The 12,621-nt window shown below is 71.6% G+C and carries 11 protein-coding genes and 1 tRNA gene; 7 read left to right on the top strand and 5 right to left on the bottom strand.

Annotation, left to right across the window (positions count from 1 at the left end; genetic code table 11):
* Positions 1-104 precede the first annotated feature (104 nt).
* Positions 105-178, top strand: a tRNA-Thr gene (locus LN251_RS12470).
* Between the two features lie 20 nt (positions 179-198).
* Here LN251_RS12470 and LN251_RS12465 read toward each other — a convergent pair.
* Both LN251_RS12465 and LN251_RS12460 read right to left on the bottom strand, forming a co-directional pair.
* Entirely contained in the window at positions 199-696 is a 498-nt protein-coding gene (locus tag LN251_RS12465; RefSeq protein WP_458244505.1) for an N-acetyltransferase family protein, read from the bottom strand.
* Between the two features lie 10 nt (positions 697-706).
* Positions 707-1,621, bottom strand: a complete 915-nt coding sequence (locus tag LN251_RS12460; RefSeq protein ID WP_458244504.1) for an aminoglycoside phosphotransferase family protein — start codon at positions 1,619-1,621, stop codon at positions 707-709.
* Here LN251_RS12460 and LN251_RS12455 point away from each other — a divergent pair.
* From LN251_RS12455 to LN251_RS12445, 3 genes are all read left to right on the top strand, one after another.
* Complete coding sequence (locus LN251_RS12455) at positions 1,620-2,276, top strand: rhomboid-like protein (protein WP_458244503.1); 657 nt, start codon at positions 1,620-1,622, stop codon at positions 2,274-2,276. The two genes, LN251_RS12460 and LN251_RS12455, sit on opposite strands and share 2 nt — an antisense overlap.
* Before the next feature lie 10 nt (positions 2,277-2,286).
* Positions 2,287-3,696, top strand: coding sequence for an NAD(P)/FAD-dependent oxidoreductase (locus tag LN251_RS12450; protein ID WP_458244502.1), 1,410 nt, complete (start codon positions 2,287-2,289; stop codon positions 3,694-3,696).
* A gap of 115 nt (positions 3,697-3,811) precedes the next feature.
* Positions 3,812-6,445, top strand: coding sequence for a glycosyl hydrolase (locus tag LN251_RS12445; RefSeq protein WP_458244501.1), 2,634 nt, complete (start codon positions 3,812-3,814; stop codon positions 6,443-6,445).
* Positions 6,446-6,531: 86 nt separating this feature from the next.
* Here LN251_RS12445 and LN251_RS12440 read toward each other — a convergent pair whose 3' ends face one another.
* Both LN251_RS12440 and LN251_RS12435 read right to left on the bottom strand, forming a co-directional pair.
* On the bottom strand, positions 6,532-8,034 hold the full coding sequence (locus LN251_RS12440; protein ID WP_458244500.1) for an MFS transporter: 1,503 nt from the start codon (positions 8,032-8,034) through the stop codon (positions 6,532-6,534).
* Positions 8,035-8,090: 56 nt separating this feature from the next.
* Positions 8,091-9,059 (bottom strand): zinc-binding dehydrogenase, encoded by a 969-nt coding sequence (locus tag LN251_RS12435; RefSeq protein ID WP_458244499.1) that lies wholly within the window; start codon positions 9,057-9,059, stop codon positions 8,091-8,093.
* Positions 9,060-9,257: 198 nt separating this feature from the next.
* Between LN251_RS12435 and LN251_RS12430 the strand changes: the two genes are divergently transcribed.
* Together LN251_RS12430 and LN251_RS12425 are read left to right on the top strand one after the other, a co-directional pair.
* On the top strand, positions 9,258-9,995 hold the full coding sequence (locus LN251_RS12430) for a pentapeptide repeat-containing protein (protein WP_458244498.1): 738 nt from the start codon (positions 9,258-9,260) through the stop codon (positions 9,993-9,995).
* 4 nt (positions 9,996-9,999) lie between these two features.
* A complete protein-coding gene (locus LN251_RS12425; protein WP_458244497.1) occupies positions 10,000-10,617 on the top strand; it encodes a hypothetical protein in 618 nt (205 codons plus the stop codon).
* 22 nt (positions 10,618-10,639) lie between these two features.
* Here the strand turns inward: LN251_RS12425 and LN251_RS12420 are convergent, their stop codons facing one another.
* Complete coding sequence (locus LN251_RS12420) at positions 10,640-11,140, bottom strand: hypothetical protein (RefSeq protein ID WP_458244496.1); 501 nt, start codon at positions 11,138-11,140, stop codon at positions 10,640-10,642.
* A gap of 38 nt (positions 11,141-11,178) precedes the next feature.
* On the opposite strand from LN251_RS12420, the gene LN251_RS12415 reads away from it, so the two are divergent.
* Positions 11,179-12,585: a M1 family metallopeptidase gene (locus LN251_RS12415; protein ID WP_458244495.1), complete on the top strand. Its 1,407-nt coding sequence runs from the start codon at positions 11,179-11,181 to the stop codon at positions 12,583-12,585.
* Positions 12,586-12,621: the final 36 nt, after the last annotated feature.

Below are 12,621 nucleotides of genomic sequence, written 5' to 3'. Positions count from 1 at the left end.
GGATGTCAGTACCCGGCGGCATGTGAACTTCGCGGAAATTTTCGACAGGGGCCGGCTGGGACCTGGGTACACTGCCACGGGCGCGTACGGGACGTACGCCCCAGGCCTCCTTAGCTCAGCTGGCCAGAGCAACGCACTTGTAATGCGTAGGTCGTCGGTTCGAATCCGACAGGGGGCTCCGAGAAGCCCAGGCCGGGCCTACTCCGGCCTGGGCTTTCGTGTTCCCCGGCCCAGGGTCGCCAGCTTCTCGCCCGTCAGGCGGTACATCGTCCACTCGTCCTGGGGGCGGGCGCCGAGGGAGTCGTAGAAGGCGATGGTGGGGGCGTTCCAGTTCAGGACGGACCACTCCAGGCGCTCGTAGCCGCGCTCGACGCAGATGCGGGCCAGCTCGGTGAGGAGGGCCTTGCCGTGGCCGGCGCCGCGGGCGGTGGGGCGGACGTAGAGGTCTTCCAGGTGGATGCCGTGCACGCCGCGCCAGGTGGAGAAGGTCAGGAACCACAGGGCGAAGCCGACGGGCTCGCCCGTGGCGTCGTCGACGGCGATGTGGGCGTGGACGGCGGGGCGGTCGCCGAAGAGGGCCTCACGCAGCTGCTCCTCGGTGGCCCTGACCTCGTGGAGCGCCTTCTCGTAGTCGGCCAGCTCCCGGACGAGGGTATGGATGACGGGGACGTCGGCAACGGCAGCGGTTCGGATCATGCAGGTCAGGCTAGCCGTGGTGGTCCCGCAGGCGGCGTACCGTCTCCAGGTGGGCGGGGTCGAGGGGGCGGTCGTCGTCGAGGTCCCAGAGGGCGTTCTGCAGGACGCGGCCCAGGGTCCAGGCGCGGGCGCGGGCGCGGTCCAGGGCGAGTACGTCGGTCATCGCGTCGAAGCGCCAGCGGACCTCGTCGGCCTCGAAGCGGTTGTGCAGGGCGGGCCAGAGCTCGAAGCCGGGGTCGCCGGCCAGCGGCTTGGGGTCGATGGCCAGCCAGGGGGCGCGGCCGGAGGCGAGGACGTTCTCGTCGTGCAGGTCCCAGTGCAGGAGGCGGTCGCCGGGTTCGGCGGCGGCTTCCCGCACGGCGGCGGCGCAGTCGGCGATCAGGCGGCGGGTCTCGGCGTCCGGGACGCGCCGCAGGGCGCGGGGCGTCCTCTCCAGCATGGCCCGCGTGATGTCGCCGAGGCGGCGCAGGCCGGGCAGCGCGGTCAGGTGGGCGAGCAGCCGGGCGATGACGAGGACGGCCTGCCGGGTGCCGGGGAGGGTGGAGAGCATGCAGCCCGCGTCGAGGCGTTCCAGGAGCAACGTGCCGGTGGCCGGGTCGTGGTCGAGGAGGCGTACGGCCCCGTCGCCGTCCCAGGCGCGCAGCGCGACCGGCTCGCCCTCGCTCTCCTCGTCGAGCAGCTGGAGCTTGAGCACGGCGGGCGTGCCGTCGGCCCGCAGGACCGGCAGCACCAGGGCGCTGACGCCGTGCATGGGGTCCCCGTCCGGGCGCAGGGCCCAGCGTCCGAGGAAGTCCTCCGCCAGTCCCGGCAGGCCCGCCACGAAGGCCCGTCCCGCCTCGCCGTTGAACCTCTCCTGAGCCGCCGCCAGTCCGTCCGGAATGTCGATCACCTCCGCGACGATACTTGCGTGGGTGAATCGCCCCATGCGAATTTTCCGGGGCCTCGGCGATCGTGTATGGGCCTACGTCCTCAGTGCCCCCGGCACGTACGTGTGGCTGGCCGTCCTGTTCGTCACCACGGTCGCGCTGCACCACATGTCCCCGGAGTTCGAGGAGCAGTTCCTGCGGCAGCGGTCCACGAACATCCACGAGCTGTCGAACGACCCGGTGCGGGTGCTGGTGCAGAGCGCGATGTGGATCGACAGCGGCCACTGGCTGCCGTACGCCGTCCTCTACACCGTCTTCCACGCGCAGGCCGAGCGCTGGCTGGGCACGCTGCGCTGGCTGATCGTGTGCGTGGCCGCGCATGTGCTGGCGACGCTGATCAGCGAGCTGGCGCTGCTGAAGGCGATCCGGGACGGGATGGCGCCGCACTCCGCGGTCGACACCCTCGACATCGGGGTGAGCTACGCCCTGGCGGGGGTCGTCGCCGTGCTCGTCTACCGGATCGCGCCGCCGTGGCGGTACCTGTACCTGGCGGTCGTGCTCGTGGTCTACGGGGTGCCCCTGCTGTCGACGCCCACCTTCACCGACCTGGGGCACTTCGTGTCCGTGGTGATCGGGCTCGGCTGTTATCCGCTGGTCAGAGGGCGTGGAAAAGCATGGAATCCGAAGGAGACAGTGGCGGCTCGGAGGGGTTAGCGTCCCGCCCATGAGCAGCTTGGCGAGCAGTGGCGTCGTGAACGGTGGCATCTCCTTCTGGTACGCCGACGACGGCTTCCCCGTGGTGCGGGAGCCGCTCGTCGGGGACGCGACCGCGGATGTGGTGATCGTCGGGGGCGGGTTCACGGGACTGTGGACCGCCTACTACCTGAAGAAGGCGGTGCCCTTCCTGCGGATCACCGTGCTGGAGCAGAAGTTCTGCGGGTACGGCGCCTCGGGGCGCAACGGCGGCTGGCTCTACAACGGGATCGCCGGGCGGGACCGGTACGCGAAGCTGCACGGCCACGAGGCCGCCGTACGGCTGCAGAAGGCCATGAACGACACCGTGGACGAGGTCGTCCGGGTGGCCGCCGAGGAGGGGATCGAGGCCGGCGTCCACAAGGGCGGGGTGCTCGAAGTGGCCACCACGGCGGCGCAGTTGGCCCGACTGAGGGCGTTCCACGAGCACGAGGCGTCGTACGGGGAGAAGGACCGTGAGCTGTACGGCGCCCGGGAGACGGCCGAGCGCATCCGGGTCGCCGGCGCCGTCGGCTCCAGCTGGACCCCGCACGGCGCGCGGCTGCACCCGGTGAAGCTGGTCAAGGGGCTCGCGGCGGTCGTCGAGTCCCTCGGGGTGAGCATCCACGAGTCGACGCCGGTCACGGAGATCCGGCCCAAGCACGCGGTCACCCCGTACGCCACGGTCCGCGCGCCGTACGTGCTGCGCTGCACGGAGGGGTTCACCGCCGGTCTGAAGGGACAGCGGCGCACCTGGCTGCCCATGAACTCCTCGATGATCGCCACCGAGCCGCTCACGGACGAGCAGTGGGCGTCGGTGGGGTGGGCGGGCCGCGAGGCGCTGGGGGACATGGCGCACGCGTACATGTACGCGCAGCGCACCGCCGACGGCCGGATCGCGCTCGGCGGGCGCGGGGTGCCCTACCGGTTCGGGTCGCGCACCGACAACGACGGGCGGACGCAGCAGGCGACCGTCGAGGCGCTGCGCGACATCCTCGTCCGGTTCTTCCCGTCGCTGGCCGGGGTGCGGATCGAGCACGCCTGGTCGGGGGTGCTCGGGGTGCCGCGTGACTGGTGCGCGACGGTGACGCTGGATCGCTCCACGGGCCTGGGCTGGGCGGGGGGTTACGTCGGTTCGGGTGTGGCCACCACCAACCTGGCCGCCCGCACCCTGCGCGACCTGGTGCAGCTCGACTCCGGGCAGGGGCAGAGGACGGAGCTGACCGAACTGCCGTGGGTCGGGCACAAGGTGCGCAAGTGGGAGCCGGAGCCGCTGCGTTGGCTGGGTGTGCAGGGCATGTACGCCACCTACCGGGCGGCGGACGAGCGGGAACGGACCGGCCACAGTGTCCAGTCGTCGCGGCTGGCGCGGTTCGCGGACCGGGTGGCGGGCCGACACTGACGATCTTGGCCGAAATTCTTTACCGGCAGATTGCGTTCACAGGAAGCTCTCAGAACTCTCTTCGCGTCGAAGCTGTTGGCCAGCTCATGTCATCGCTCCCAGGGGAGGGCACTTCATGACAGCCATCGGCCGGCGAAGAAGACGCGTATGGGTGGTGCTCGCCACCTCGGCGGCACTGGGACTGACGATCACTCAGGCCCAGGCGTCGTCAGGTCGCATCAGCCCGTTCGGCGTACGGGAACTCCATCAACAGGCCCTTCTGCACCAGCAGAAGGGCCTGTCCGCTGCCGCCGACACGGGGGAGGACGAAGGCGGCGACGAGGCGATGGAGGAGGCCGAGCAGGCCGACCAGTACGCGGAGGCGCGCACCTCGCCGGGCATCGTGGCGCCCGGCGCGTACGGGGCGGCGTACGACGCGCTCAAGAACCTGCCGCACACGCACGGCGGCTGGGACGACGTCACGCGGCTGCCGTACGACGCCGACGACCCGCGCTACCGCGACATCAACTCCAACTCCAGCGGCGGCGCGGGCCGGGTGACCGGCCGGGTCACCGGACTTGCGGCAGACAACCACGGCTATGTGTACGCCGGTTCGGCCAACGGCGGGGTGTTCCGCTCCCACACCGGCGGCGGCCGCTGGACGAACATCTCCGACCGGCTGCCCGCCCTGTCCACCGGCGACCTGCAACTCGACGGCCACGGCCGCCTCTGGTACGCCACCGGCGAGGCCAACACCAGCGCGACCTCCTTCCTCGGCACCGGCGTGTACGTCCTCGACGACCCCCGGCACGACCGCTTCGGCAAGCGCGACCGGGTCGGCGGTGACGAGCTGGAGTCCACCTCCATCAACGCCCTGCGGTTCGCGGGGGACAAGGTGTGGGCGGCCACCACCGCGGGCGTCTGGAGCCACTCCGCCAAGACCCTCAAGGGTCACTGGAAGCTGGAGTTCGCGCCCAACCCGGACTATCTGCCGGGCGGTTCGAAGGCGAGCGACCCGAGCGCCCCGTACAAGAACATCACCAGCGACATTGCGGTCGACCCGAAGGACCCGGGCAAGGTCGTGCTGGCCGTCGGCTGGCGCGGCGGCGACACCTACAACGGCTTCTACGCCAAGTCCGGCGGGAGCTGGCAGCGGCTCACCGGCCTCGGCGACCTGCCGAGCAACGCCGAGGACGTCGGCAACGTCACCTTCGCGCGCAGCGCGGACGGCTCGCGGTACTACGCCATCGACCAGTCGCCGGAGCAGACCGCGGAGAACCCGGACAGCGGCCTGGAGGGCATCTTCGTCTCCAAGTCCGGCTCCCCGACCGGCCCGTGGACCCGCATCGCCACCTATCAGCAGCTGCGCGACTCCGGTTCGGCGCTCACCGGCGCCGGATACCAGCCCGGCATCCAGGCCTGGTACAACCAGTTCCTCACCGTCGACCCGAAGAACCCCGACCATGTGTACGCCGGTCTGGAGGAGGTCTTCGAGACCAAGGACGGCGGCAAGAACTGGAGCGTCCCCGGCCCCTACTGGAACTTCGGGTTCCCCTGCTGGTCCATCGACCCGAGCAAGCAGACCGGTGACTGCCACCAGACCGTCCACGCCGACCAGCACTCGGTCGCGATCGGCAGCGACGGCGGCGCACCCTACGTCGTCGTCGGCGACGACGGCGGCGCCTTCCGCCGGCCGCTGTACGGCAGTGCCGACGCCTCCGGCCACGCCACCGACTGGAAGCCCCTGAACGACGGCACGATGGACGCCCTGCAGTACTACTCGGTCGGCGTCGGCGTCGACCCCTCCCGCAAGGGCCTCGCCGTCACCGGCGGCCTGCAGGACAACGGCCAGTCCCAGCTGCGGCCCGGCGACCGGGTGATGGGCTCCAACTTCGGCGGCGACGGCGGCGACACGATCACCGATCCGGCCAACGGCTGCAACATCGCCCAGGAGTACGTCTACCTGGCGGTGTCCGTCACCAACAACTGCGCCGTGAACGACGGAAGCTGGGTCACCGACCCGTCGAAGGCGACCACGTACTCCGTCGCCCCGCCCGACAACGCCACGAGCGAGGCACGCTTCATCGCCCCGCTGAACGCCGACATCAAGGACGCGAAGACCTGGGTGGCGGGCGGCCGGCACGTGTGGATCAACACCAAGGGCTACGCGATCCGCAGCGGCACCGAGTGGCTGAACGCCTACGACCTCGGCGCGGGCCACACGGCCACCGCCGTCGCCTCCTCCGGCGGCCGGGTGTACGCCGCCTGGTGCGGCCCCTGCAACAACCAGGGCTTCACCCGAGGCATCGCGGTGGGCAACGCCGACGGCACCGGCTGGCACCAGCTGAACCTGCCGGCCGACGGCACGGTCCCCAACCGCTACCTCTCCGGCCTGGCGATCGACCCGAAGAACGCCGACCACGTCCTGCTCGCCGTCAACGGCTTCTCCCGCAAGTGGACCGAGGGCCCGGGCGCGGGCGTCGGCCACCTCTTCGAGACCCGGGACGGCGGCCTCACCTGGAAGGACGTCTCCGGGAACCTGCCGGACGTGCCCGCCAACTCGGTGGCCCTGCTCAGGGGCGGCACGATCGCGCTGGGCACCGACCTCGGGGTGCTGGTGCGCACGCCGGGCTCGAAGACCTGGCGGGTGGCCGGCGACAACCTGCCGACCACCGCGGTCATGCAGCTGCGCACCGGCCCGGACGGGCGGCTGTACGCGGCCACGCACGGAAGGGGCATCTGGGCGATCGACACCCGCAAGCTGCGGTGAGCCGCTGAGGCGGTGAACGGGAAGGGGAGGGGCCCGCGGTCCGTGCGGCCCCTCCCCGTCTCTGTGCCCCCGCTCGGGACGGACGTCTACGCGGCCGGCTCCGGCACCGGAGCCTCGGCCGGTACCCCGTGCCGGGGCGCCCGCGCCGTCACCATCAGGCCCGCGACCAGCCCCGCCAGCAGCATGATCCCCGCCGCGCACCAGATGGCGACCGTGTAGCCGTGCACCACGCCCTCCTTGGCGACCAGGGCCCGCTGGGCCGGGTTGTGCAGATGGGCGGCGATGTAGGTCGCGCTGCTGCTGGTGGCGATCGTGTTCAGCAGGGCCGTGCCGATGGAACCGCCCACCTGCTGCGAGGTGTTGACGGTCGCCGAGGTCACGCCGGAGTCCTGCGGGGCGACGCCCGCGGTGGCGGTGGCGAAGACCGGCATGAAGGTCAGGCCCATGCCGAGACCCATCAGCAGCAGGGCGGGCAGGATCTCCGTGGTGTACGAGGAGTCGACCGTCATCCGCGTCAGCAGCAGCATGCCGCCCGACGCGAGGACCATGCCGGGCACCATCAGCAGCCGCGGCGGCACGCGGTTCATCAGGCGGGCGGAGATCTGCGTGGAGCCGATGATGATGGCGGCGGTCAGCGGCAGGAAGCCCAGGCCCGTCTTCACGGGCGAGTAGCCGAGGACGACCTGCAGGTAGTACGTCATGAACAGGAACAGGCCGAACATGCCGATGGTGGCGAGCCCCATGGTCAGGAAGCAGCCGGCCCGGTCGCGGTCCTTGACGATGTGCAGCGGCAGCAGCGGCATGGGCGCCCGGGACTGCCACCACACGAAGGCCGCCAGGAGGACGACGCCCACCGCGAACAGCGTCAGCACCAGCGGGTCGCCCCAGCCGCGCGGCTGGGCCTCGGAGAAGCCGTAGACGATCGCGACCAGTCCGCCGCAGCCCAGCAGGACGCCGGGCACGTCGAGGCGGGCCCCTGCCTGGCGGGGCCGGTCGTGCAGCAGGATAAAGGCGCCGACGACGGCGACGACCGCGATGGGGATGTTGACGTACAGGCACCAGCGCCAGTTCAGGTACTCGGTCAGCAGGCCGCCGACGATGAAGCCGATCGCCGAACCGCTGCCGGCCAGGGCGCCGTAGATGCCGAAGGCCTTGCCGCGCTCCTTCGGATCGGTGAAGGTCGTGGTCAGCAGCGACAGCGCCGAGGGCGCCAGGACCGCGGCGAAGGCGCCCTGGAGCGCGCGGGCGCCGAAGAGCATGCCCGAGCCGGTGGCGGCGCCGCCGAGCGCGGAGGCGGCGGCGAAGCCGATGAGCCCGATGATGAAGGTCCGTTTGCGTCCGACGAGGTCGGCGATCCGGCCGCCGAGCAGCAGCAGTCCGCCGAAGGCCAGGGTGTAGGCGGTGATCACCCACTGCCGGTTGGCGTCGGACATGCCCAGGTCGCGCTGTGCGGAGGGCAGCGCGATGTTCACGATGGTGGCGTCCAGGACCACCATGAGCTGGGCGAGCGCGATGACGACCAGGCCCCACCAGCGGCGGGGATCGACGTCCGCGGCAGCACCGGGTTGGTCTGTTCGGGTGACGCTCATCCGGTCAGAAGACCACGTATCGGGACGTAGCGCATCTGGGGGCGGCTTGTGGCTGGTCATGGCTCCAGTACCACCTTTCCGATCGTCCGGCGTGTGTGCAGTGCGTGGTGCGCGGCGGCCGCCCCGGCGAGCGGGAAGCGCGTCACGGCCGGGGTGAGCCGGCCCGCGGCGGCCTCGGCGAGGGCGCGGAGTTCGAGGGTCTGCAGGGAGGCGTTCCGGAACATCGCCGGGCCCAGGACCTGCTCGGAGACGCCGTCGACCAGATAGGGCGAGCCGTCGCGGACGCCCTCGGCGGACCAGCCGAAGACGAGATGTCTGCCGCCGGGACCGAGCAGGCCGACGGCCTGCCGGGCGACCTCGCCGCCGACCCCGTCGAACACGACGGTGGCGGGCCGGCCGCCGAGATGGGCGCGGACCTTGTCCGGCCACTGCGGGTCCCGGTAGTCGACGGCGAGATCGGCGCCCTCGGCCAGGACGCGGGCGGTCTTCTCCGGCCCGCCCGCGAGGCCCACGACGTGGGCACCGGCGTGCTTGGCGTACTGCACGAGCAGCGTGCCGATGCCGCCGGCCGCCGCCGGGATCACGGCGACCGCGTCCGGGCCGAGCTCGGCGAACTGCACGATGCCCATCGCCGTACGGCCTGTCCCGATCATGGCGACGGCCTCGGCGAAGTCCAGGTTCCGCGGTATCTCGTGCACCCGGTCGACGTCGACGACGGCCAGTTCCGCGTAGCCCCCGGGCGCGAGACCGAGGTGGGCGACCACCCGCCTGCCCAGCCACAGCCCGGCGACGCCCTCCCCGAGTGACTCCACGACACCGGCGACCTCGCGTCCGGGGACGGTGGGAAGGGCGGGCAGCTCGGGCAGGGGGCCCCGGAAGCCCTCGCGCAGGGCGGTGTCGAGCAGGTGGACGCCCGCGGCCGCCACGGCGATCCGGACCTGGCCGGGGCCGGGCACCGGGTCGTCGGTCTCCTCGTAGGTCAGGTTCTCGGGCGGGCCGAAGGCGTGCAGGCGGACGGCGTGCATGACGGACTCCCTGGGTGCTTGTGCGTAGGCATCCGACTCTCCGACCTCGAGCTTGGTCGAGGTCAAGGGGCGAGCGCGCCGGCGGCGTTCTCGTCGCATAGGACGCCCCCCGCGGCCGGAATGTGACATGCGGGTCGTCGTCGCAGGTCAGGGCGGCCGGAAGGGTGATTGTCAGTGGCGGGGTGCAGCATGGGGGGCATGGTGAGGCGGGCGACGGTCAGGACGGGCGGGGAAAGCGGCACCAGAGGTGGCTCCGGGGGCGGCTCCGGGGGGTCGCGGCGTGCGGCGGTGAAGGCGGCGCGGCGGCCCGAGCTGCGGCTGTACGACCTCCAGCCCTTCGACGGCGGGGAGTTGGAGCCGGACGGGGACTACGATGGTCTGGAGTTCCGGGAGGCGGACCTCGCCGGTCAGGACGGCGGAGGCGCGCGGTTCCTGGACTGCGCGCTGACCGGGTGCGTGGTGGACGAGACGCGGCTGCACCATGCGCGCGTGCTCGACTCGGTCCTGACGGGGCTGCGGGGTGTGGGCACGGACCTCGCGGAGTCGACGCTGCGGGATGTCGAGCTCGTCGACGCCCGGCTGGGCGGGGTGCAACTGCACGGCGCGGCGCTGGAGCGGGTGCTGGTCCGCGGCGGCAAGATCGACTATCTGAACCTGCGCGCGGCCCGGCTCAAGGACGTCGTCTTCGAGAGCTGCGTCCTGGTCGAGCCGGACTTCGGGGGCGCCCGGCTGGAGCGGGTGGAGTTCGTCGACTGCGTGCTCAAGGGAGCCGACCTGACCGGGGTGGAGCTGAAGGACGTCGACCTGAGGGCGGCGGCCGAGCTGGACATCTCGGCCGGGGTGGAGAGATTGGCCGGGGCGGTGATCAGTCCGTCCCAACTGATGGATCTGGCGCCGGTGCTGGCGGCCCAGATGGGGATCCGGGTGGAGGGCTGACGCAGTGGGGAGCTTCTACGGGAACGTGCTCGTGGCGCGGGCGTGCGACGAGGTGGTGCCGCTGCTCGACGGGCCGGACGGAACCGGGATACGGGGGTTCGCGCTGCCGGTCGGCCCCGGCCACACCGCCGTCTACCCCGACCCGGAGACCGACGCGCCGGACCTCGCCGGGCCGTTGAGCCGGCTCCTGGGGGCGCCGGCGCTCGGGTCGTACGTCTTCGACTCGGACGTCGTGATCATGCGGGTGTACGCGGACGGGGAGCTGCGGCACGCCTACGACTCGTGGCCCGGGTACTTCGACGAGCCGGCCACCGACGAGGACGGGAACCCCGTACTGGGGGGATCGGTGTTCCCCGAGCCGGCCGGCGCCGACCCCGAGGCCTTCGTCCCGCTGGCCTTCGGCCCCGTGGACCGGGAGGCACTCAGGTCCGTGCTGCGGGGCACGCCGCTGGACCCGGACGACGGCCAGGACGGACGGTACGTGTTCGCCAACACCCAGCACTACGACGCGATGCTCTGCCTCGGCCTGAACGCCTGCCGGCTGAGCACGGGCTACCACTACCTCTCCCTGGGCGGCCTGCCGCACGAGACGAAGGCGGAGGAAGTGCTGGCGATCGGCTAGGAGCCCCGGGCGGGTCCCGCCGTCAGGAGACCCTGGGGAAGCGGGCCTGGAGGGTCCAGATCGCCGGGTTGTCGCCGAGATCCTCGTGCAGGTCCACCAGATCGGCGAGCAGGTCGTGCAGGAAGTCCCGGGCCTCGCGGCGCAGTTCGGAGTGGGAGAAGGTCAGCGGGGGTTCCTCGGCCGGCATCCAGTCGGCCTCGATGTCCACCCAGCCGAAGCGGCGCTCGAAGAGCATGCGGTCGGTGGACTCGGTGAAGTCCAGCTCCGCGTGCTGCGGCCGGGAGGCGCGCGAGCCCGCCGGATCCCGGTCCAGCCGTTCCACGATGTCGCACAGGGCCCACGCGAAGTCGAGCACCGGCACCCATCCCCAGGCTGTGGACAGTTCCCGGTCCTGCTTGGTGTCGGCGAGATAGACGTCGCCGCAGAACAGGTCGTGCCGCAGGGCGTGGACGTCCACGCGCCGGTAGTCCGTCTGAGGCGGATCCGGGAAGCGGTTGGAGAGGGCGTAACCGATGTCGAGCACGTACGAGATGGTGTCACGCCCCGCATAGGATCTCTGACGTGTCCCGTTTCGCCCCCGTTGCCCCGGCCGCCGTCACCCTCCTCCTCGCCCTCACCGCCTGCTCGGGAGGCGTCCACGGCACCCCCGGCGGCTCCGGCGTGCACGACCCGTACTTCCCGAAGGCGGGCAACGGCGGCTACGACGTCGACCACTACGACCTGAGACTCGCCTACACCCCCGGCACGGGCAGCCGAGGCGACCACCTCGCCAGCACCGCGACCCTCACCGCCCGCGCCACCGAGGACCTCTCCGCCTTCGACCTCGACCTCAAGGGCCTGGACGTCGAGGACGTCACGGTGGAGGGCAGACACGCCCGCTTCCAACGCGCCGGCCAGGAACTCACCGTCCGCCCCCACGACGACATCGACGCCGCCGAGACCTTCCGCGTCACCGTCCGCTACTCCGGCACGCCCGAGACCATCACCGACCCCGACGGCTCCCAGGAGGGCTGGCTGCCCACGGCCGACGGCGCCCTGGCCCTCGGCGAGCCGACGGGCTCCATGGCGTGGTTCCCCGGCAACAACCACCCCTCGGACAAGGCGACGTACGACCTCGCGATCACCGTGCCGAAGGGATTGCAGGCCGTCTCCAACGGCGAGCCGACCGGCGAGCGGACCAGCGGGAACCGCACGACCTACACCTGGCACACCGCCGAGCCGATGGCGAGCTACCTCGCCACGGTCGCCGTCGGCCACTACGACATCACCCGCTCCACCATCGGCAAGGACCGTCTGCCGTCGTACGTCGCCGTCGACCCGACCGAAGCGAAATCGGCCCGCAAGGTGCTGGCGAAACTCCCCGAGATCATGGAGTGGGAGGAGTACAACTTCGGCCCGTACCCCTTCTCCTCCACCGGCGCGATCGTGGACCGCCCGCAGGACGCCGGCTACGCCCTGGAGACCCAGAACCGTCCCGTCTTCAACGGCGCCCCCGACACCGGCACCCTCGTCCACGAACTCGCCCACCAGTGGTACGGCGACTCCGTCACGCCGAAGACCTGGCGGGACATGTGGCTCAACGAGGGCTTCGCGACGTACGCGGAGTGGCTGTGGGACGAGGACCACGGCGGCGACAGCGTGCAGCACACCTTCGAGCACCTCTACGCGCACGGCGAGGACGAGTACCCCGACCTGTGGTCCTTCCCGCCGGGCAGGCCCAGCGGCGCCGCGCACATCTCCGACTCGCCGGTCTACGTGCGGGGCGCGATGGTCCTCCAGCAGATCCGCCGGACCGTCGGCGACGACACCTTCTACGACATCATCCAGGGCTGGGCCGCCGCCCACCGCCACGGCAACGCGGACACCGCCGAGTTCACGGCGTACGTCGAGAAGAAGGCCCCGGGCAAGGATTTCGACGCGATCTGGCGGGACTGGCTGTACGGAAAGGGCAGGCCGGACCACCTGTGACGGCGACCCGGCCTACCCAACGCCCTACTTCGCGGC

It is taken from the genome of Streptomyces sp. MAI_2237, from assembly GCF_054189285.1.
This window is presented reverse-complemented; position numbering and strand designations above follow the sequence as displayed.

Excerpts from the sequence above, each read along its gene's own strand:
- LN251_RS12465 (WP_458244505.1), bottom strand. The coding sequence starts at position 696 with ATGATCCGAACCGCTGCCGTTGCCGACGTCCCCGTCATCCATACCCTC.
- LN251_RS12455 (WP_458244503.1), top strand. The coding sequence starts at position 1,620 with ATGCGAATTTTCCGGGGCCTCGGCGATCGTGTATGGGCCTACGTCCTC.
- LN251_RS12460 (WP_458244504.1), bottom strand. The coding sequence starts at position 1,621 with ATGGGGCGATTCACCCACGCAAGTATCGTCGCGGAGGTGATCGACATT.
- LN251_RS12450 (WP_458244502.1), top strand. The coding sequence starts at position 2,287 with ATGAGCAGCTTGGCGAGCAGTGGCGTCGTGAACGGTGGCATCTCCTTC.
- LN251_RS12445 (WP_458244501.1), top strand. The coding sequence starts at position 3,812 with ATGACAGCCATCGGCCGGCGAAGAAGACGCGTATGGGTGGTGCTCGCC.
- LN251_RS12440 (WP_458244500.1), bottom strand. The coding sequence starts at position 8,034 with ATGAGCGTCACCCGAACAGACCAACCCGGTGCTGCCGCGGACGTCGAT.
- LN251_RS12435 (WP_458244499.1), bottom strand. The coding sequence starts at position 9,059 with ATGCACGCCGTCCGCCTGCACGCCTTCGGCCCGCCCGAGAACCTGACC.
- LN251_RS12430 (WP_458244498.1), top strand. The coding sequence starts at position 9,258 with ATGGTGAGGCGGGCGACGGTCAGGACGGGCGGGGAAAGCGGCACCAGA.